15 protein-coding genes are annotated in these 17,162 nt (G+C 62.5%); 14 read left to right on the top strand and 1 reads right to left on the bottom strand.

Features of this window, described 5'->3' with window-relative positions; all coding sequences use genetic code 11:
* Window positions 1–19: 19 nt before the first annotated feature.
* Window positions 20–1,462, bottom strand: a complete 1,443-nt coding sequence (locus ACF8MI_RS20285) for a SulP family inorganic anion transporter (protein ID WP_060497810.1) — start codon at window positions 1,460–1,462, stop codon at window positions 20–22.
* Window positions 1,463–1,780: 318 nt separating this feature from the next.
* Here ACF8MI_RS20285 and ACF8MI_RS20290 point away from each other — a divergent pair, with 318 nt between their 5' ends.
* The 14 genes from ACF8MI_RS20290 (at window position 1,781) to nuoL (ending at window position 17,155) form a co-directional block, all read left to right on the top strand.
* Window positions 1,781–2,515 carry a secretin N-terminal domain-containing protein gene (locus ACF8MI_RS20290; protein WP_060497832.1) on the top strand — a complete coding sequence of 245 codons (735 nt, stop codon included), beginning with the start codon at window positions 1,781–1,783 and terminating at the stop codon, window positions 2,513–2,515.
* A 493-nt stretch (window positions 2,516–3,008) separates the two neighbouring features.
* Window positions 3,009–4,334: an isocitrate lyase gene (aceA, locus tag ACF8MI_RS20295; protein WP_016711593.1), complete on the top strand. Its 1,326-nt coding sequence runs from the start codon at window positions 3,009–3,011 to the stop codon at window positions 4,332–4,334.
* 224 nt (window positions 4,335–4,558) lie between these two features.
* The gene (locus ACF8MI_RS20300; protein WP_200928648.1) at window positions 4,559–4,864 is read left to right on the top strand and encodes a hypothetical protein; all 306 of its coding nucleotides are present in this window, start codon (window positions 4,559–4,561) and stop codon (window positions 4,862–4,864) included.
* Window positions 4,865–5,245: 381 nt separating this feature from the next.
* Window positions 5,246–5,659, top strand: a complete 414-nt coding sequence (locus tag ACF8MI_RS20305) for an NADH-quinone oxidoreductase subunit A (protein ID WP_003251427.1) — start codon at window positions 5,246–5,248, stop codon at window positions 5,657–5,659.
* Window positions 5,660–5,669: 10 nt separating this feature from the next.
* Window positions 5,670–6,347: an NADH-quinone oxidoreductase subunit B family protein gene (locus ACF8MI_RS20310; RefSeq protein WP_003251429.1), complete on the top strand. Its 678-nt coding sequence runs from the start codon at window positions 5,670–5,672 to the stop codon at window positions 6,345–6,347.
* Window positions 6,348–6,426: 79 nt separating this feature from the next.
* Window positions 6,427–8,208, top strand: a complete 1,782-nt coding sequence (gene nuoC / locus ACF8MI_RS20315) for an NADH-quinone oxidoreductase subunit C/D (RefSeq protein ID WP_019098402.1) — start codon at window positions 6,427–6,429, stop codon at window positions 8,206–8,208.
* A gap of 2 nt (window positions 8,209–8,210) precedes the next feature.
* Window positions 8,211–8,708 (top strand): NADH-quinone oxidoreductase subunit NuoE, encoded by a 498-nt coding sequence (gene nuoE, locus ACF8MI_RS20320; RefSeq protein WP_012273294.1) that lies wholly within the window; start codon window positions 8,211–8,213, stop codon window positions 8,706–8,708.
* Window positions 8,705–10,069: an NADH-quinone oxidoreductase subunit NuoF gene (nuoF, locus tag ACF8MI_RS20325; RefSeq protein WP_060497812.1), complete on the top strand. Its 1,365-nt coding sequence runs from the start codon at window positions 8,705–8,707 to the stop codon at window positions 10,067–10,069. Before nuoE ends, nuoF begins: the two co-directional genes overlap by 4 nt.
* A gap of 134 nt (window positions 10,070–10,203) precedes the next feature.
* Complete coding sequence (nuoG, locus tag ACF8MI_RS20330; protein ID WP_060497813.1) at window positions 10,204–12,918, top strand: NADH-quinone oxidoreductase subunit NuoG; 2,715 nt, start codon at window positions 10,204–10,206, stop codon at window positions 12,916–12,918.
* On the top strand, window positions 12,915–13,922 hold the full coding sequence (gene nuoH / locus ACF8MI_RS20335) for an NADH-quinone oxidoreductase subunit NuoH (RefSeq protein WP_003251440.1): 1,008 nt from the start codon (window positions 12,915–12,917) through the stop codon (window positions 13,920–13,922). Before nuoG ends, nuoH begins: the two co-directional genes overlap by 4 nt.
* 11 nt (window positions 13,923–13,933) lie before the next feature.
* A complete protein-coding gene (gene nuoI / locus ACF8MI_RS20340) occupies window positions 13,934–14,482 on the top strand; it encodes an NADH-quinone oxidoreductase subunit NuoI (RefSeq protein ID WP_016488223.1) in 549 nt (182 codons plus the stop codon).
* 10 nt (window positions 14,483–14,492) lie between these two features.
* Window positions 14,493–14,993, top strand: coding sequence for an NADH-quinone oxidoreductase subunit J (gene nuoJ, locus ACF8MI_RS20345; protein ID WP_060497814.1), 501 nt, complete (start codon window positions 14,493–14,495; stop codon window positions 14,991–14,993).
* Between the two features lie 3 nt (window positions 14,994–14,996).
* Window positions 14,997–15,305: an NADH-quinone oxidoreductase subunit NuoK gene (nuoK, locus tag ACF8MI_RS20350; protein ID WP_003251446.1), complete on the top strand. Its 309-nt coding sequence runs from the start codon at window positions 14,997–14,999 to the stop codon at window positions 15,303–15,305.
* A complete protein-coding gene (gene nuoL / locus ACF8MI_RS20355; RefSeq protein ID WP_060497815.1) occupies window positions 15,302–17,155 on the top strand; it encodes an NADH-quinone oxidoreductase subunit L in 1,854 nt (617 codons plus the stop codon). The genes nuoK and nuoL overlap by 4 nt, the downstream gene beginning before the upstream one ends.
* Window positions 17,156–17,162 lie beyond the last annotated feature (7 nt).

The raw sequence follows: 17,162 nt of genomic DNA on the forward strand, positions 1-17,162 counted from the left end.
CACAGGCACCCACTCACCTTCAGTGCTGCTCCCCCGCCCGCCTCAACAGCTTCTTGCAGCGCTCCGACAAGTGCACCACGCGCAACTGCTTGCCCGCCTTGGCATACCGCTCACGCAGGGTCTTCAATGCCGCAATCGCCGAGTAATCGACAAAGCTCAGATGCTGGCAATCCAGCGTAACCTGAGCAGGATCGCTGGCCGTATCGAACTGATTGAGGAACGAGGTGGTAGAGGCAAAGAACAGCGTGCCATGTACCTGATAATGCTTGCCGCCCTGCGCATCCTCATGGCAGTCCGCATACAACTCCCGCGCATGCTGCCAGGCAAAATTAAGGGCCGCAATGATGATGCCGAACAGCACCGCCATGGCCAGGTCGGTAAACACTGTCACGACAGTGACCGCAATGATCGCCAGCACATCGTTCACCGGTACTTTGTTAAGCACCCGCAGCGACGCCCAGGCAAAGGTCTGCTGGGCCACCACGAACATCACCCCCACCAGTGCCGCCAGCGGAATGCGCTCGATCAGCGGTGACAGGAACAACACGAACAGCAAGATCATTACCCCGGCCACCACCCCCGACAGCCGGCCGCGGCCATTGGAGCTGAGGTTGATCACCGTCTGCCCGATCATCGCGCAGCCACCCATGCCACCGCACAGGCCCGAGATCATGTTAGCCGCGCCCAACGCCACGCACTCGCGGTCCGGGAAACCTCGGCTCTCGGTGATTTCATCGGTCAGGTTGAGGGTTAGCAGGGTTTCCAGCAGGCCGACCATGGCCATCAGCACCGCGTAGGGGGCGATGATCTTCAGGGTTTCCAGGTTCCAGAGCACATCCGGCAGCGCCAGCCCTGGCAGGCCACCCGCGATGTGCGCCATGTCACCCAGGGTGCGGGTGGGCAGCCCTAGCAGGTACACCAGCAGGCCAACACCCAGGATCGCCACCAGCGCTGGCGGAACTGCGCGGGTCAGCTTCGGCAGCACATAAACCACCGCCATGGTCAGCGCTACCAGGCCGATCATCAGGTACAGCGGCGCACCACTGAGCCAGTGCTCACCGTCCTTGAAATGCTCAAGCTGAGCCATGGCGATGACGATGGCCAAACCGTTCACAAAGCCAAGCATCACCGGGTACGGCACCAGGCGCACCAGTTTGCCCAAGCGCAGCAGACCAAACAGGATCATCACCACACCGCCCAGCAACACCGTTGCCAGCAGGTACTGCACGCCGTGCTGCACCACCAGCGCGACGATCACCACGGCCATTGAGCCAGCGGCGCCGGAGATCATCCCGGGCCGACCGCCGAACAGCGCAGTCAGGGTACAGATGATGAATGCGCCATACAGGCCCATCAAGGGGTTGAGGTGAGCCACCAGGGCAAAGGCGATGCACTCGGGCACCAGGGCGAACGAGGTGGTGAGGCCGGCGAGCAGGTCGGCGCGTAGTCGGGCGGGTTTCATGAGATTCCTGTGGATGGCGAGCACTTGTCTGGAGCACTCCCACAGAGCCACAGGAGCGCCCGAGGCAGCTGGACGGCCTTTAGAACGGGCAAAAAATTGTAGCGGGAATGTTACGTAATTTGTCCGACAGCAGCCACAGCGTGATGTGCGCGGGCTGACCAACCAAGCCTGCATCGTGGAATTATCTGCAATTATCTGGCTGACTATAATTTATAGTTGCCTGGATAAAGCCAGTATAAAAGGCAGGTTTTAATGGGCACCCGGCACAAGCAGGATGCCTTGGCCATTCTGGCGATTCCCCCTGCGGAGATCATGGACATGCCGCTACGCCCCCTTTTCACCACCCTGCTGCTGGTTACCAGCCTCGTCGCCCAGGCCGCCACCGAGGTGGTGCCGCTGCAGCACCGCGCCAGCGCCGAACTGCTGCCTGCGGCGCAGGCATTCATCGGCAAGGACGGCACAGTCAGCGCCTTCGAGAACAAGCTGATCGTCAACGCCAGCCCCAAGCGCATCGACGACCTGCGTGCCCTGCTGCAACAACTCGACACCGCCCCCAAACGCCTGCTGATTAGCGTCGACAACAACGACAGCAACTTCCAGGACAACCGTGGCAATGCCCGTGTTATCCACTACGGCACCAGCAACCGTGACGGCGGCATGCAACAGATCCAGGCCAGCGAAGGCCAGCCGGCGCTGATCCAGGTTGGCCAGAGCATCCCGATCACCAGCACCAGCACCGACGGCTACGGGCGCCTGCAGAGCAACACCGAATACCGCAACGTGACCCAGGGTTTCTACGTTACGCCAAGCCTGAGCGGCGATACGGTTCGTCTGCAAATAAGCACCAATAATGACCGCATCAGCCATGAACGTGCAGATGTAGTGAAAGTGCAAAGTACCGACACGACCGTCACTGGCAAGCTCGGCGAATGGATCACCCTGGCAGGCTACAACCAGCAGAGCCAAGCCGACCGCAGCACGTCAAGCCGCAGTTACAGCACCCAGCGGGGTGAAAACATGACTTTGCGTGTCAAAGTCGACCTTCTCGACTGATCCCAGGCAATTCAAGGCCTCGACCAAAGGCCTTGAAACTGACTGCCAAGTCGCATTAGACCAAAGATGTAGTAAGTGAAATATTCCACTACAAAACATTTGACATGCCCTTTTTCCCAAGGGCATGATGGCCTCGCTCCCGCTAATCAGGGGCCCTGGCAAGGGCCTTCGAGGCGTACTCCTCCCACCCCTGGAGGCGCCTCGTGTCTATACGGCCCACAAGGCGGTTCGACGGGATTGCGACTGCAACGAAGAAGTTGTCCCGAGGGACGGAAGCGCATCACCGCAGTACTGGCAATCGCGTAGCACCGCAGCAAGGCAACCACGAGCCGACCTGCCGGAGCACACCTTCGCCTGGCCTGCCCACCCTTCCCCCTTCGAGCCTTCGCGTTCGCCGCCGCACTCTCTAGAACAGGACAGCCGCCAGGCACCCTGATCTGCACCCGGGCATCAGCACAATTAACCCAAGATCGATGCGACGAGGTTTATTTCCATGGCACTGACACGCGAACAGCAAATTGCAGCCCTCGAGAAAGACTGGGCCGAAAACCCGCGCTGGAAAGGCGTGACCCGTACCTACTCCGCCGCCGATGTCGTTCGCCTGCGTGGCTCCATCCAGCCGGAGCACACCTTTGCCCGCCAAGGCGCGGAAAAACTTTGGAAGCTGGTCACCGAAGGTGCCCACCCGTCCTTCCGCCCAGAAAAAGATTTCGTGAACTGCATGGGCGCCCTCACCGGCGGCCAGGCAGTGCAACAGGTAAAAGCCGGCATCCAGGCCATCTACCTGTCCGGCTGGCAAGTAGCCGCCGACAACAACTCGGCCGAGTCCATGTATCCTGACCAGTCGCTGTACCCGGTCGATTCGGTACCGACCGTGGTCAAGCGCATCAACAACGCCTTCCGCCGCGCCGATCAGATCCAGTGGAAAGCCGGCAAGAACCCGGGCGACGATGGCTACATCGACTACTTCGCGCCCATCGTGGCTGACGCCGAAGCCGGTTTCGGTGGCGTACTGAACGCCTACGAACTGATGAAGAACATGATCGAAGCAGGCGCCGCTGGCGTGCACTTCGAAGACCAGCTGGCCTCGGTCAAAAAATGTGGCCACATGGGTGGCAAGGTACTGGTACCGACCCAGGAAGCCGTACAGAAGCTGGTGGCCGCGCGCCTGGCAGCCGACGTGTCGGGCGTTCCGACCATCATCCTGGCCCGCACCGACGCCAACGCCGCCGACCTGCTGACCAGTGACTGCGACCCGTACGACCAGCCGTTCGTGATCGGCGAGCGTACCCGTGAAGGCTTCTACAAGGTACGCGCCGGCCTCGACCAGGCCATCGCCCGCGGCCTGGCCTATGCGCCGTACGCCGACCTGATCTGGTGCGAAACCGCCAAGCCAGACCTGGACGAAGCCCGCCGCTTCGCCGAAGCGATCAAGAAGGAGTACCCGGACCAGATCCTGTCGTACAACTGCTCGCCGTCCTTCAACTGGAAGAAAAACCTCGACGACGCCACCATTGCCAAGTTCCAGCGCGAGCTGTCGGCCATGGGCTACAAGCACCAGTTCATCACCCTGGCCGGCATTCACAACATGTGGCACGGCATGTTCAACCTGGCGCACGACTACGCCCGCAACGACATGACCGCGTACGTGAAGCTGCAGGAGCAGGAATTCGCGGACGCCAGCAAAGGCTACACCTTCGTGGCGCACCAGCAGGAAGTGGGCACTGGCTACTTCGACGACATGACCACCGTGATTCAGGGTGGCGCATCGTCGGTGACTGCACTGACCGGTTCGACCGAGGAAGAGCAGTTCCACTGATAGTGGGTGGCTGACAGAGGCCCGGGGCTTGCGAAAGCCCCGGGCCTTTCTTTTTCCTGTCCCGCCCCTTTCGCGGGCAAGCCCGCTCCCGCAGGATTACTGCAGCCCTCAAACTGTGCACAGGACCTGTGGGAGCGGGCTTGCCCGCGAAGGGGCCGGAACAGGCTGAAGCAGAACCCAGAATCAGGGCTATGCTTGTGGCAGCACAGCAGCAAGGACCGCCCATGCCTCATCCAAGCCACCTGATGATTCTCGCCCTGGCCGCCGCTGCTCTCTGTATATATGCATTGGCCAGCGGCAACACCGTACTTGCCCTGCTGGCCAAGCCCATCCCGGTGCTGACCCTGATCGCCTGGTTGTGCAGCGCCCCCGCTTCAGCCTATCGCACGTGGATCTCGATCGCTGCCGCGCCCTACCTGATCATCCTTACCTACTGGCTCGGCCAGTGGGCGGGCGCGTCATCTGTCGGTCATCGCTCAATCGATAAAGTATTGACCCAGAGCGGTGCGCGCAGCGCCGGAAGCTGCTAGAACAAGAGCCTTTCGCATTTGCAAGTAGAGGGAATCGCCAGATGAACTTTACAAGGCGCAGAACAGCCAAATTAGAAGGTATCAAGATAAATGATATTAATTATCATTCCGAAAATTGCAATTCGTTACCAGTCGCAAGAAACATAATTAACAAAACAGCACGCAATGCCCGAATCTCAAGGCTTTCAGCCAGTTACGAGCGTGTTTTGTTCTTAATCCTACGAATAAATTTGCGACAGAAATTTTACTTGCACCGGGTTTACCCATAAAATCAGCGCGATTGATTCAGCTGCGACATTTGGTCACTGCACCTGCGACACCACGTCGCCGCTTTACTTATTTCAGACTGCAGAGCTGGGTCTCTGTATAAGGATCTCTAGCATGTCCGATTCGGCAGGACTCATCGCCCACAACTGGGGCTTTGCCATCTTCCTCCTGGGTGTCGTCGGCCTGTGTGCCTTCATGCTCGGCCTGTCCAGCCTGCTCGGTAGCAAGGCCTGGGGCCGCGCCAAGAACGAACCCTTCGAATCCGGCATGCTGCCCGTCGGCAGCGCCCGCCTGCGCCTGTCCGCCAAATTCTATCTGGTCGCGATGCTGTTCGTGATCTTCGATATCGAAGCCCTTTTTCTCTTTGCATGGTCTGTGTCCGTCCGCGAAAGCGGCTGGACCGGGTTCGTCGAAGCTCTCGTTTTCATAGCAATTCTGTTGGCAGGTCTTGTCTACCTATGGCGCGTCGGTGCTCTTGATTGGGCTCCCGAAGGTCGCCGCAAGCGGCAAGCGAAGCTGAAACAATGAGGCTTTGGCAATGCAATACAATCTCACCAGAATCGATCCGGATGCGCCTAACGAGCAGTACCCGGTAGGTGAACGGGAAACCGTCACCGACCAGCTGCTAGAGGACCAGGTCCACAAGAACATCTTCATGGGCAAGCTTGAAGATGTGCTGCGTGGCGCGGTCAACTGGGGTCGCAAGAACTCCCTCTGGCCGTACAACTTCGGCCTGTCCTGCTGCTACGTGGAAATGACCACGGCCTTCACGGCACCCCACGACATCGCCCGCTTCGGCGCCGAAGTCATCCGGGCCTCGCCGCGTCAGGCCGACTTCATGGTCATCGCCGGTACCTGCTTCGTCAAAATGGCGCCGATCATCCAGCGCCTGTACGAGCAGATGCTCGAGCCCAAGTGGGTCATCTCCATGGGGTCGTGCGCCAACTCCGGTGGCATGTACGACATTTACTCGGTCGTTCAGGGGGTCGACAAGTTCCTCCCCGTGGACGTCTATGTGCCTGGCTGCCCGCCACGCCCTGAGGCTTTCCTGCAAGGCTTGATGCTGTTGCAGGAGTCGATCGGCCAAGAACGACGCCCGCTTTCCTGGGTTGTTGGTGATCAAGGTATTTACCGTGCCGAGATGCCAGCCCAGAAAGACCTTCGTCGTGAGCAGCGCATTGCAGTAACCAACCTGCGCAGCCCCGACGAAGTCTGATCCAGCGACCTGCCGCCCGCTCCCGAAGGAGCCGGCGGCCTGGCTTCATTCTTAACGTTGACCCAAAGCGACCGAGACCATGACAGCGGACAACGCTATTTTCATTCCGCCTTACAAGGCTGACGACCAGGATGTGGTCGTCGAACTGAACAACCGTTTTGGCGCCGAAGCATTTGTCGCCCAGGAAACCCGCACCGGCATGCCCGTGCTGTGGGTCAAGCGCGCCCAGCTCAAAGAGGTGCTCAGCTTCCTGCGTGGCGTGGCCAAGCCGTACAGCATGCTGTACGACCTGCACGGCGTCGACGAACGCCTGCGCACCCAGCGCCGTGGCCTGCCAGCCGCCGACTTCAGCGTGTTCTACCACCTGCTATCGGTCGAGCGTAACAGCGACGTGATGATCAAGGTGTCGCTGAGCGAAGGCGACCTGAACCTGCCGACCGTGACCGGTATCTGGCCAAACGCCAACTGGTACGAGCGTGAAGTCTGGGACATGTTCGGCATCGACTTTGCCGGCCACCCGCACCTGAGCCGCATCATGATGCCGCCCACCTGGGAAGGCCACCCGCTGCGCAAGGACTACCCGGCCCGTGCCACCGAGTTCGACCCCTACAGCCTGACCCTCGCCAAGCAGCAGCTTGAAGAGGAATCGGCGCGCTTCAACCCGGAAGCCTGGGGCATGAAGCGTCAGGGCGCCAACGAGGACTACATGTTCCTCAACCTCGGCCCCAACCACCCTTCGGCGCACGGTGCCTTCCGTATCGTCCTGCAGCTGGACGGTGAAGAGATCGTCGACTGCGTTCCGGACATCGGCTACCACCACCGTGGTGCCGAAAAAATGGCCGAGCGCCAGTCCTGGCACAGCTTCATCCCCTACACCGACCGTATCGACTACCTCGGCGGGGTGATGAACAACCTGCCGTACGTGCTCGCCGTAGAGAAGCTGGCCGGTATCAAGGTGCCGCAGAAAGTCGACGTGATTCGCATCATGCTCGCCGAGTTCTTCCGCATCACCAGCCACCTGCTGTTCCTGGGCACCTACATCCAGGACGTGGGCGCCATGACCCCGGTGTTCTTCACCTTCACCGACCGCCAGCGCGCCTACACCGTGATCGAAGCGATCACCGGTTTCCGCCTGCACCCGGCCTGGTACCGCATCGGTGGCGTCGCCCACGACCTGCCGCGCGGCTGGGACAAGCTGGTCAAGGACTTCGTCGAATGGCTGCCCAAGCGCCTCGACGAGTACGAAAAGGCTGCCCTGCAGAACAGCATCCTCAAGGGCCGTACCATTGGCGTTGCCGCGTACAACACCAAGGAAGCCCTGGCCTGGGGTACTACTGGTGCCGGCCTGCGTGCCACCGGTTGCGACTTCGACCTGCGTAAAGCCCGCCCTTACTCCGGCTACGAGAACTTCGAGTTCGAAGTACCGCTGGCCCACAACGGCGATGCCTACGATCGCTGCATGGTCCGTGTCGAGGAGATGCGCCAGAGTATCCGCATCATCGACCAGTGCCTGCGCAACATGCCGGAAGGCCCGTACAAGGCGGATCACCCGCTGACCACGCCGCCGCCGAAAGAGCGCACCCTGCAGCACATCGAAACCCTCATCACGCACTTCCTGCAAGTCTCGTGGGGCCCGGTCATGCCGGCCAACGAGTCGTTCCAGATGATCGAGGCGACCAAGGGCATCAACAGTTACTACCTGACGAGCGATGGCGGCACCATGAGCTACCGCACCCGGATCCGTACCCCGAGCTACCCGCACCTGCAGCAGATCCCTTCGGTGATCAAAGGCAGCATGGTCGCCGACCTCATTGCGTACCTGGGCAGTATCGACTTCGTTATGGCTGACGTGGACCGCTAAGCATGAACAGCACGCTTATCCAGACAGACCGTTTCGCCCTGAGCGAAACCGAGCGCTCGGCCATCGAGCACGAAATGCATCACTACGAGGACCCGCGCGCGGCGTCCATCGAAGCCCTGAAAATCGTCCAGAAGGAACGTGGCTGGGTGCCGGACGGCGCCATTCACGCCATCGGCGAAGTCCTGGGCATCCCGGCCAGCGATGTCGAGGGTGTCGCCACCTTCTACAGCCAGATCTTCCGTCAGCCGGTCGGCCGCCACATCATCCGCGTGTGCGACAGCATGGTCTGCTACATCGGCGGCCATGAGTCCGTGGTCAGCCAGATCCAGAGCGAGCTGGGCATCGGCCTTGGCCAGACCACCGCCGACGGCCGCTTCACCCTGCTACCGGTGTGCTGCCTGGGCAACTGCGACAAGGCCCCGGCGCTGATGATCGACGACGACACCTTCGGCGACGTACAGCCGGCTGGCGTTACCAAACTGCTGGAGGGTTACGTATGACCATTACTTCCTTCGGCCCGGCCAACCGCATTGCGCGTACCGCCGAAACCCACCCGCTGACCTGGCGCCTGCGTGACGACGGCGAGCCGGTCTGGCTGGCCGAGTACGAGTCCAAGAACGGCTATGCCGCCGCGCGCAAGGCGCTGGCGCAAATGTCGGCCGACGACATCGTGCAAAGCGTCAAGGACTCCGGCCTCAAGGGCCGTGGTGGTGCAGGCTTCCCCACTGGCGTGAAGTGGGGCCTGATGCCCAAAGACGAATCCATGAACATCCGCTACCTGCTGTGCAACGCGGACGAAATGGAGCCGAACACCTGGAAGGACCGCATGCTGATGGAGCAACAGCCCCATCTGCTGGTCGAGGGCATGCTGATCAGCGCCCGCGCCCTGAAGGCCTACCGTGGCTACATCTTCCTGCGTGGCGAATACACCACCGCAGCGAAAAACCTCAACCGCGCCATTGATGAAGCCAAGGCCGCAGGCCTGCTGGGCAAGAACATCCTGGGTTCCGGTTTTGACTTCGAGCTGTTCGTGCACACCGGTGCCGGCCGCTACATCTGCGGTGAAGAAACAGCACTGATCAACTCGCTGGAAGGCCGCCGCGCCAACCCGCGCTCCAAGCCGCCCTTCCCTGCCGCCGTGGGCGTGTGGGGCAAGCCGACGTGCGTGAACAACGTCGAAACCCTGTGCAACGTGCCGGCCATCGTCGCCAACGGCAACGACTGGTACAAGTCGCTGGCCCGTGAAGGCAGCGAAGACCACGGCACCAAGCTGATGGGCTTCTCCGGCAAGGTGAAAAACCCGGGCCTGTGGGAACTGCCGTTCGGCGTCACCGCCCGCGAGCTGTTCGAAGACTACGCCGGTGGCATGCGCGACGGCTTCAAGCTCAAGTGCTGGCAGCCAGGCGGCGCCGGTACCGGCTTCCTGCTGCCCGAGCACCTCGACGCCCAGATGTACGCCGGTGGCATCGCCAAGGTCGGCACCCGTATGGGTACCGGTCTGGCCATGGCGGTGGACGACAGCATCAACATGGTGTCGCTGCTGCGCAACATGGAAGAGTTCTTCGCCCGCGAGTCGTGCGGCTGGTGCACCCCCTGCCGTGACGGCCTGCCGTGGAGCGTGAAGATGCTGCGCGCGCTGGAGAAAGGCCAGGGCCGTGCCGAAGACATCGAGACGCTGCTGGGGCTGGTCAACTTCCTCGGCCCAGGCCGCACCTTCTGTGCTCACGCACCCGGTGCCGTCGAGCCGCTGGGCAGTGCCATCAAATACTTCAGGTCCGAGTTCGAGGCCGGTGTCGCCCCAGCGTCCGCTGGTGACACCCTGCGCCCTAACCTGGCCAAGCCGATCGTGGTCGGCGCATAACAAGACGATTAAGGCGGGTGGTCCGTGCCACTCGCCAGCTTGCCGACAGGCCCGAGTCCATCGAGGCGTGCCGCAAGCTCACCGATTTCCATTAGCCACGCCCGCTCACGCGGGCCAACGAAGAACTTTGAACAATGGCCACTATCCACGTAGACGGCAAAGCGCTCGAAGTCAACGGTGCAGACAACCTGTTACAGGCGTGTCTGTCACTCGGCCTCGACATCCCTTATTTCTGCTGGCACCCGGCGCTTGGTAGCGTTGGCGCCTGCCGGCAGTGCGCGGTCAAGCAGTACACCGACGAGAACGACACCCGTGGTCGTATCGTCATGTCCTGCATGACCCCTGCCTCCGACGGCACCTGGATCTCCATCGACGATGACGAGTCCAAGGCGTTTCGCGCCAGCGTCGTCGAATGGCTGATGACCAACCACCCGCACGACTGCCCGGTGTGCGAGGAAGGCGGTCACTGCCACCTGCAGGACATGACGGTAATGACCGGCCACAACGAGCGCCGCTACCGTTTCACCAAGCGTACCCACCAGAACCAGGACCTCGGCCCGTTCATCGCCCATGAGATGAACCGCTGCATCGCCTGCTACCGCTGCGTGCGCTACTACAAGGACTACGCCGGTGGTACCGACCTGGGCGTCTACGGCGCCCACGACAACGTGTACTTCGGCCGCGTCGAAGACGGCGTGCTGGAAAGCGAGTTCTCCGGCAACCTGACCGAGGTCTGCCCGACCGGCGTGTTCACCGACAAGACCCACTCCGAGCGCTACAACCGCAAGTGGGACATGCAGTTCGCCCCGAGCATCTGCCACGGCTGCTCCAGCGGCTGCAACATCAGCCCGGGTGAGCGTTACGGCGAACTGCGCCGTATCGAGAACCGCTTCAACGGTTCGGTCAACCAGTACTTCCTGTGCGACCGTGGCCGCTTCGGCTATGGCTACGTCAACCGCAAGGACCGCCCACGCCAGCCACACCTGGCCGATGGCACCAAGCTGGGCCTGGACGCCGCCCTGGACAAGGCCGCCGACCTGCTGCGCGGCCGCACCATCGTCGGTATCGGCTCGCCACGCGCCAGCCTGGAAAGCAACTACGGTCTGCGTGAACTGGTCGGCGCCGACTACTTCTACGCCGGTATGGAAGCAGGCGAACTGGCCCGTGTGCGCCTGGCCCTGAACGTGCTGAACAACAGCCCGCTGCCAGTGCCGACCCTGCGTGACATCGAAGACCACGACGCCGTGTTCGTGCTCGGCGAAGACCTGACCCAAACCGCTGCCCGCGTTGCCCTGGCCGTGCGCCAGGCCACCAAAGGCAAGGCCGAGGCCATGGCCGAAGCCATGAAAGTGCAGCCGTGGCTCGACGCCGCCGTGAAGAACATCGGCCAGCACGCGCTGTACCCGCTGTTCATCGCCTCCCTGGCTGAAACCAAGCTGGACGACGTTGCCGAAGAGTGCGTACACGCCGCCCCGGCCGACCTGGCCCGCATCGGTTTCGCCGTGGCCCACGCCATCGAGCCGAGCGCACCTGCCGTTGCTGGCCTGGACGACGAAGCCAAGGCCCTGGCCCAACGCATCGCCGACGCCCTGGTCGCGGCCAAGCGCCCACTGGTGGTCGCTGGTACGTCCCTGGCCGACCCGGCGCTGATCGAAGCGGCCGCCAACATCGCCAAGGCCCTGAAGCTGCGCGAGAAGAACGGCTCGCTCAGCCTGGTGGTGCCTGAAGCCAACAGCATCGGCCTGGCCATGCTCGGTGGCGAGTCCGTCGATGCTGCGCTCGACGCCGTCATCAGCGGCAAGGCCGACGCCATTGTCGTGCTGGAAAACGACCTGTACGCCCGCGTACCGGCCGCCAAGGTCGACGCAGCCCTGGCTGCGGCCAAGGTGGTGATCGTTGCCGACCACTCGAAAACCCCGACGGTCGACCGCGCCCACCTGGTGCTGCCGGCTGCCTCGTTCGCCGAAGGCGACGGCACCCTGGTCAGCCAGGAAGGCCGTGCCCAGCGCTTCTTCCAGGTGTTCGACCCGCAATACCTGGACAGCAGCATCCAGATCCACGAAGGCTGGCGCTGGATGCACGCCCTGCGTGCCACCCTGCTGAACAAGCCGGTCGACTGGACCCAGCTGGACCACGTCACCAGCGCCTGCGCCGAAGCCGCCCCGCAACTGGCCGGCATCGTCAACGCCGCCCCAAGCGCCGCGTTCCGCATCAAGGGCATGAAGCTGGCCCGTGAGCCGCTGCGCTACTCCGGCCGCACCGCCATGCGCGCCAACATCAGCGTGCACGAACCGCGCACCCCGCAAGACAAGGACACCGCGTTCGCCTTCTCCATGGAAGGCTACTCGGGCTCCGCCGAACCGCGCCAGCAGGTGCCGTTCGCCTGGTCGCCGGGCTGGAACTCGCCACAAGCCTGGAACAAGTTTCAGGATGAGGTCGGTGGCCACCTGCGTGCCGGTGACCCGGGCGTGCGCCTGATCGAGTCGCAAGGCGACCGCCTGAACTGGTTCAACGCCATTCCGGGTGCCTTCAACCCGGCCCGTGGCACTTGGACCGCCGTGCCGTTCTTCCACCTGTTCGGCAGCGAAGAAAGCTCCTCGCGCGCCGCCCCGGTACAAGAACGCATCCCGGCTGCCTACGTGGCCCTGGCCAAGTCCGAAGCCGACCGCCTGGGCGTCAACGACGGTGCCCTGCTGAGCCTGAACGTGGCCGGTGTGGCCCTGCGCCTGCCGCTGCGCATCAATGAAGAGCTGGGCGCAGGCCTGGTCGCGTTGCCGAAAGGCCTGGCCGGCATTCCGCCTGCCATCTTCGGTGCATCCGTCGAAGGTCTGCAGGAGGCAGCACAATGAGCTGGTTCACCCCCGAAGTAATCGACGTGATCCTCACCGTGCTGCGGGCCATCGTGGTCCTGCTGGCGGTGGTGGTCTGCGGCGCGCTGCTCAGCTTCGTCGAGCGCCGCCTGCTGGGCTGGTGGCAGGACCGTTACGGCCCGAACCGCGTAGGCCCGTTCGGTATGTTCCAGATTGCAGCCGACATGCTGAAGATGTTCTTCAAGGAAGACTGGAACCCACCTTTCGTCGACCGCGTCATTTTCACCTTGGCACCGGTCGTGGCCATGAGCGCCCTGCTCATTGCCTTCGTGGTCATCCCGATCACCCCGACCTGGGGCGTTGCCGACCTGAACATCGGCCTGCTGTTCTTCTTCGCCATGGCCGGCCTGTCGGTCTACGCGGTGCTGTTCGCTGGCTGGTCGTCGAACAACAAGTACGCCCTGCTGGGCAGCTTGCGTGCTTCGGCACAGACCGTGTCGTACGAAGTGTTCCTGGGCCTGGCGCTGATGGGCGTGGTGGTGCAGGTGGGCTCGTTCAACATGCGCGACATCGTTGAATACCAGGCCCAGAACCTGTGGTTCATCATTCCGCAGTTCTTCGGCTTCTGCACCTTCTTCATCGCTGGCGTCGCCGTGACCCACCGTCACCCGTTCGACCAGCCAGAAGCAGAACAGGAACTGGCCGACGGCTACCACATCGAGTATGCCGGCATGAAATGGGGCATGTTCTTCGTCGGTGAGTACATCGGCATCATCCTCATCTCGGCGCTGCTGGTAACCCTGTTCTTCGGCGGCTGGCACGGCCCGTTCGGCATCCTGCCGCAACTGTCGTTCCTGTGGTTCGCGCTGAAGACCGCGTTCTTCATCATGCTGTTCATCCTGCTGCGCGCCTCGATCCCGCGCCCACGCTATGACCAGGTGATGGACTTCAGCTGGAAGTTCTGCCTGCCGCTGACCCTGATCAATTTGCTGGTGACCGCTGCGATCGTGCTCTACAACACGCCAGCCGTCGCGGCCCAGTGAGGATTTGACCCATGTTCAAGTATATCGGCGACATCGTTAAGGGCACCGGCACACAGCTGCGCAGCCTGGCCATGGTGTTCTCCCACGGGTTCCGCAAGCGCGACACCCTGCAATACCCCGAAGAACCCGTGTACCTGCCGCCGCGCTACCGCGGCCGTATCGTCCTCACCCGCGACCCCGATGGCGAGGAGCGCTGCGTAGCGTGCAACCTCTGCGCGGTGGCCTGCCCGGTTGGCTGCATCTCGCTGCAGAAAGCCGAGACCGAGGACGGTCGTTGGTACCCGGAATTCTTCCGCATCAACTTCTCGCGTTGCATTTTCTGCGGCCTGTGTGAAGAAGCGTGCCCGACCACCGCGATCCAGCTGACGCCGGATTTCGAAATGGCCGAGTTCAAGCGTCAGGACCTGGTGTACGAGAAAGAAGATCTGCTGATCTCCGGCCCCGGCAAGAACCCTGACTACAACTTCTACCGTGTTGCGGGTATGGCCATCGCTGGCAAGCCGAAAGGCGCTGCGCAGAACGAAGCCGAGCCGATCAACGTGAAGAGCTTGCTCCCATAAGGACAGAAAGATGGAATTCGCTTTCTACTTCGCATCCGGGATCGCCGTGGTCTCCACCCTTCGGGTGGTGACCGGTACCAACCCCGTGCACGCCTTGCTTTACCTGATCATTTCGCTGATTTCCGTGGCCATGATCTTCTTCTCCCTGGGTGCGCCGTTCGCCGGCGCCCTGGAAGTGATCGCCTACGCCGGCGCCATCATGGTGCTGTTCGTGTTCGTGGTGATGATGCTCAACCTGGGGCCGGCTTCGGTCGCCCAGGAACGGGGCTGGCTCAAGCCCGGCATCTGGGTCGGGCCAGTGATCCTCGGCGCCCTGCTGCTGGCAGAGCTGCTGTACGTGCTGTTCGCCACCCCGAGCGGCGCTGGCATCAGCGGTACCACCGTGGGCCCGAAAGCAGTGGGTATCAGCCTGTTCGGCCCTTACCTGCTGGTGGTCGAACTGGCGTCGATGCTGCTGCTGGCTGCAGCCGTCACCGCCTTCCACCTGGGCCGCAACGAGGCGAAGGAGTAAATCATGGGTGCTATCCCTCTCGAGCACGGTCTGGCAGTCGCCGGCATCCTGTTCTGCTTAGGTCTGGTTGGCCTGATGGTCCGCCGCAACATCCTCTTCGTGCTCATGAGCCTGGAAGTCATGATGAACGCCTCTGCCCTGGCGTTCGTCGTCGCCGGTGCCCGTTGGGTCCAGCCCGACGGCCAGGTGATGTTCATTCTGGTGATCAGCCTGGCAGCCGCCGAGGCCAGTATTGGCCTGGCCATCCTGCTGCAACTGTATCGCCGCTTCCACACTCTCGACATCGATGCTGCCAGTGAGATGCGCGGATGAACCTTCTCTTCCTGACTTTCGTCTTCCCCCTCGTCGGCTTCCTGCTGCTGTCGTTCTCGCGCGGGCGGTTCTCGGAGAACCTGTCCGCCCTGATCGGCGTCGGCTCGGTGGGCCTTTCGGCGGCCACCGCCGCCTACGTCATCTGGCAATTCAACGTCGCCCCGCCTGAAGGCGGCGCGTACAGCCAGCTGCTGTGGCAGTGGATGTCGGTGGACGGCTTTGCGCCGAACTTCACCCTGTACCTGGATGGCCTGTCGGTCACCATGCTGGGCGTGGTCACTGGCGTGGGCTTCCTGATCCACCTGTTCGCCTCCTGGTACATGCGTGGCGAAGCCGGCTACTCGCGCTTCTTCTCGTACACCAACCTGTTCATCGCCAGCATGCTGTTCCTGATCCTGGGCGATAACCTGCTGTTCATCTACTTCGGCTGGGAAGGCGTGGGCCTGTGCTCGTACCTGTTGATCGGTTTCTACTACAGCAACCGCAACAACGGTAACGCGGCACTCAAGGCCTTCATCGTCACCCGTATCGGCGACGTGTTCATGGCCATTGGCCTGTTCATCCTGTTCGCCCAGCTGGGTACCTTGAACGTGCAGGAACTGCTGGTGCTGGCACCGCAGAAGTTCCAGGCGGGCGACACCTGGATGGTGTTGGCAACCCTGATGCTGCTGGGCGGTGCGGTCGGTAAATCGGCCCAGCTGCCACTGCAGACCTGGCTGGCCGACGCGATGGCAGGCCCGACCCCGGTTTCGGCGCTGATCCACGCCGCGACCATGGTGACCGCAGGCGTGTACCTGATCGCCCGCACCAACGGCCTGTTCCTGCTGGCGCCGGACATCCTGCACCTGGTAGGCGTTGTCGGTGGTGTGACCCTGGTGCTGGCCGGCTTCGCCGCGCTGGTACAGACCGACATCAAGCGTATCCTCGCCTACTCGACCATGAGCCAGATCGGCTACATGTTCCTGGCCCTGGGCGTCGGTGCCTGGGACGCGGCGATCTTCCACCTGATGACCCACGCCTTCTTCAAGGCCCTGCTTTTCCTTGCCTCCGGTGCGGTGATCGTTGCCTGCCACCACGAGCAGAACATCTTCAAGATGGGCGGCCTGTGGAAGAAACTGCCGCTGGCCTACGCCAGCTTCGTGGTAGGTGGCGCTGCCCTGGCTGCACTGCCGATCGTGACCGTGGGCTTCTACTCCAAGGACGAGATCCTCTGGGAAGCCTTCGCCAGCGGCAACACCGGCCTGCTGTACGCCGGCCTGGTGGGTGCGTTCATGACCTCGCTGTACACCTTCCGCTTGATCTTCATCGCCTTCCACGGCGAAGCCAAGACCGAAGCCCACGCCGGCCATGGCATCAGCCACTGGCTGCCACTGGGCGTGCTGATCGTGCTGTCGACCGCCGTCGGTGCCTTGATTCACCCGCCGCTGGCAGGCGTGCTGCCTGAAAGCGCCGGCCATGCCGGTGGCGAAGCCAAGCACGCGCTGGAGATCACCTCGGGTGCCATCGCCATCGCCGGTATCCTGCTGTCGGCCCTGCTGTTCCTGGGCAAGCGCACCTTCGTCAGCGCAGTTGCCAACAGCGGCATCGGCCGCGTCCTGTCGGCCTGGTGGTTCGCCGCCTGGGGCTTCGACTGGATCTACGACAAGCTCTTCGTCAAACCGTACCTGCTGATCAGCCACATCCTGCGCAAAGACCCGGTTGACCGCAGCATCGGCCTGATCCCTCGCATGGCGCGTGGCGGCCACGTCGCCATGAGCAAGACCGAGACAGGCCAACTGCGCTGGTACACCGCCTCTATCGCCGTGGGTGCCGTGCTGGTGCTCGGCGCTGTGGTAGTGGCTGCGGTATGACTATGAA

The organism is Pseudomonas sp. yb_9 (assembly GCF_043103635.1).
GTDB classification, from domain to species: Bacteria; Pseudomonadota; Gammaproteobacteria; order Pseudomonadales; family Pseudomonadaceae; genus Aquipseudomonas; species Aquipseudomonas monteilii.

Coding starts and splice junctions, on each gene's coding strand:
- ACF8MI_RS20285 (WP_060497810.1), bottom strand. CDS start 1,462: ATGAAACCCGCCCGACTACGCGCCGACCTGCTCGCCGGCCTCACCACC.
- ACF8MI_RS20290 (WP_060497832.1), top strand. CDS start 1,781: ATGCCGCTACGCCCCCTTTTCACCACCCTGCTGCTGGTTACCAGCCTC.
- aceA (WP_016711593.1), top strand. CDS start 3,009: ATGGCACTGACACGCGAACAGCAAATTGCAGCCCTCGAGAAAGACTGG.
- ACF8MI_RS20300 (WP_200928648.1), top strand. CDS start 4,559: ATGCCTCATCCAAGCCACCTGATGATTCTCGCCCTGGCCGCCGCTGCT.
- ACF8MI_RS20305 (WP_003251427.1), top strand. CDS start 5,246: ATGTCCGATTCGGCAGGACTCATCGCCCACAACTGGGGCTTTGCCATC.
- ACF8MI_RS20310 (WP_003251429.1), top strand. CDS start 5,670: ATGCAATACAATCTCACCAGAATCGATCCGGATGCGCCTAACGAGCAG.
- nuoC (WP_019098402.1), top strand. CDS start 6,427: ATGACAGCGGACAACGCTATTTTCATTCCGCCTTACAAGGCTGACGAC.
- nuoE (WP_012273294.1), top strand. CDS start 8,211: ATGAACAGCACGCTTATCCAGACAGACCGTTTCGCCCTGAGCGAAACC.
- nuoF (WP_060497812.1), top strand. CDS start 8,705: ATGACCATTACTTCCTTCGGCCCGGCCAACCGCATTGCGCGTACCGCC.
- nuoG (WP_060497813.1), top strand. CDS start 10,204: ATGGCCACTATCCACGTAGACGGCAAAGCGCTCGAAGTCAACGGTGCA.
- nuoH (WP_003251440.1), top strand. CDS start 12,915: ATGAGCTGGTTCACCCCCGAAGTAATCGACGTGATCCTCACCGTGCTG.
- nuoI (WP_016488223.1), top strand. CDS start 13,934: ATGTTCAAGTATATCGGCGACATCGTTAAGGGCACCGGCACACAGCTG.
- nuoJ (WP_060497814.1), top strand. CDS start 14,493: ATGGAATTCGCTTTCTACTTCGCATCCGGGATCGCCGTGGTCTCCACC.
- nuoK (WP_003251446.1), top strand. CDS start 14,997: ATGGGTGCTATCCCTCTCGAGCACGGTCTGGCAGTCGCCGGCATCCTG.
- nuoL (WP_060497815.1), top strand. CDS start 15,302: ATGAACCTTCTCTTCCTGACTTTCGTCTTCCCCCTCGTCGGCTTCCTG.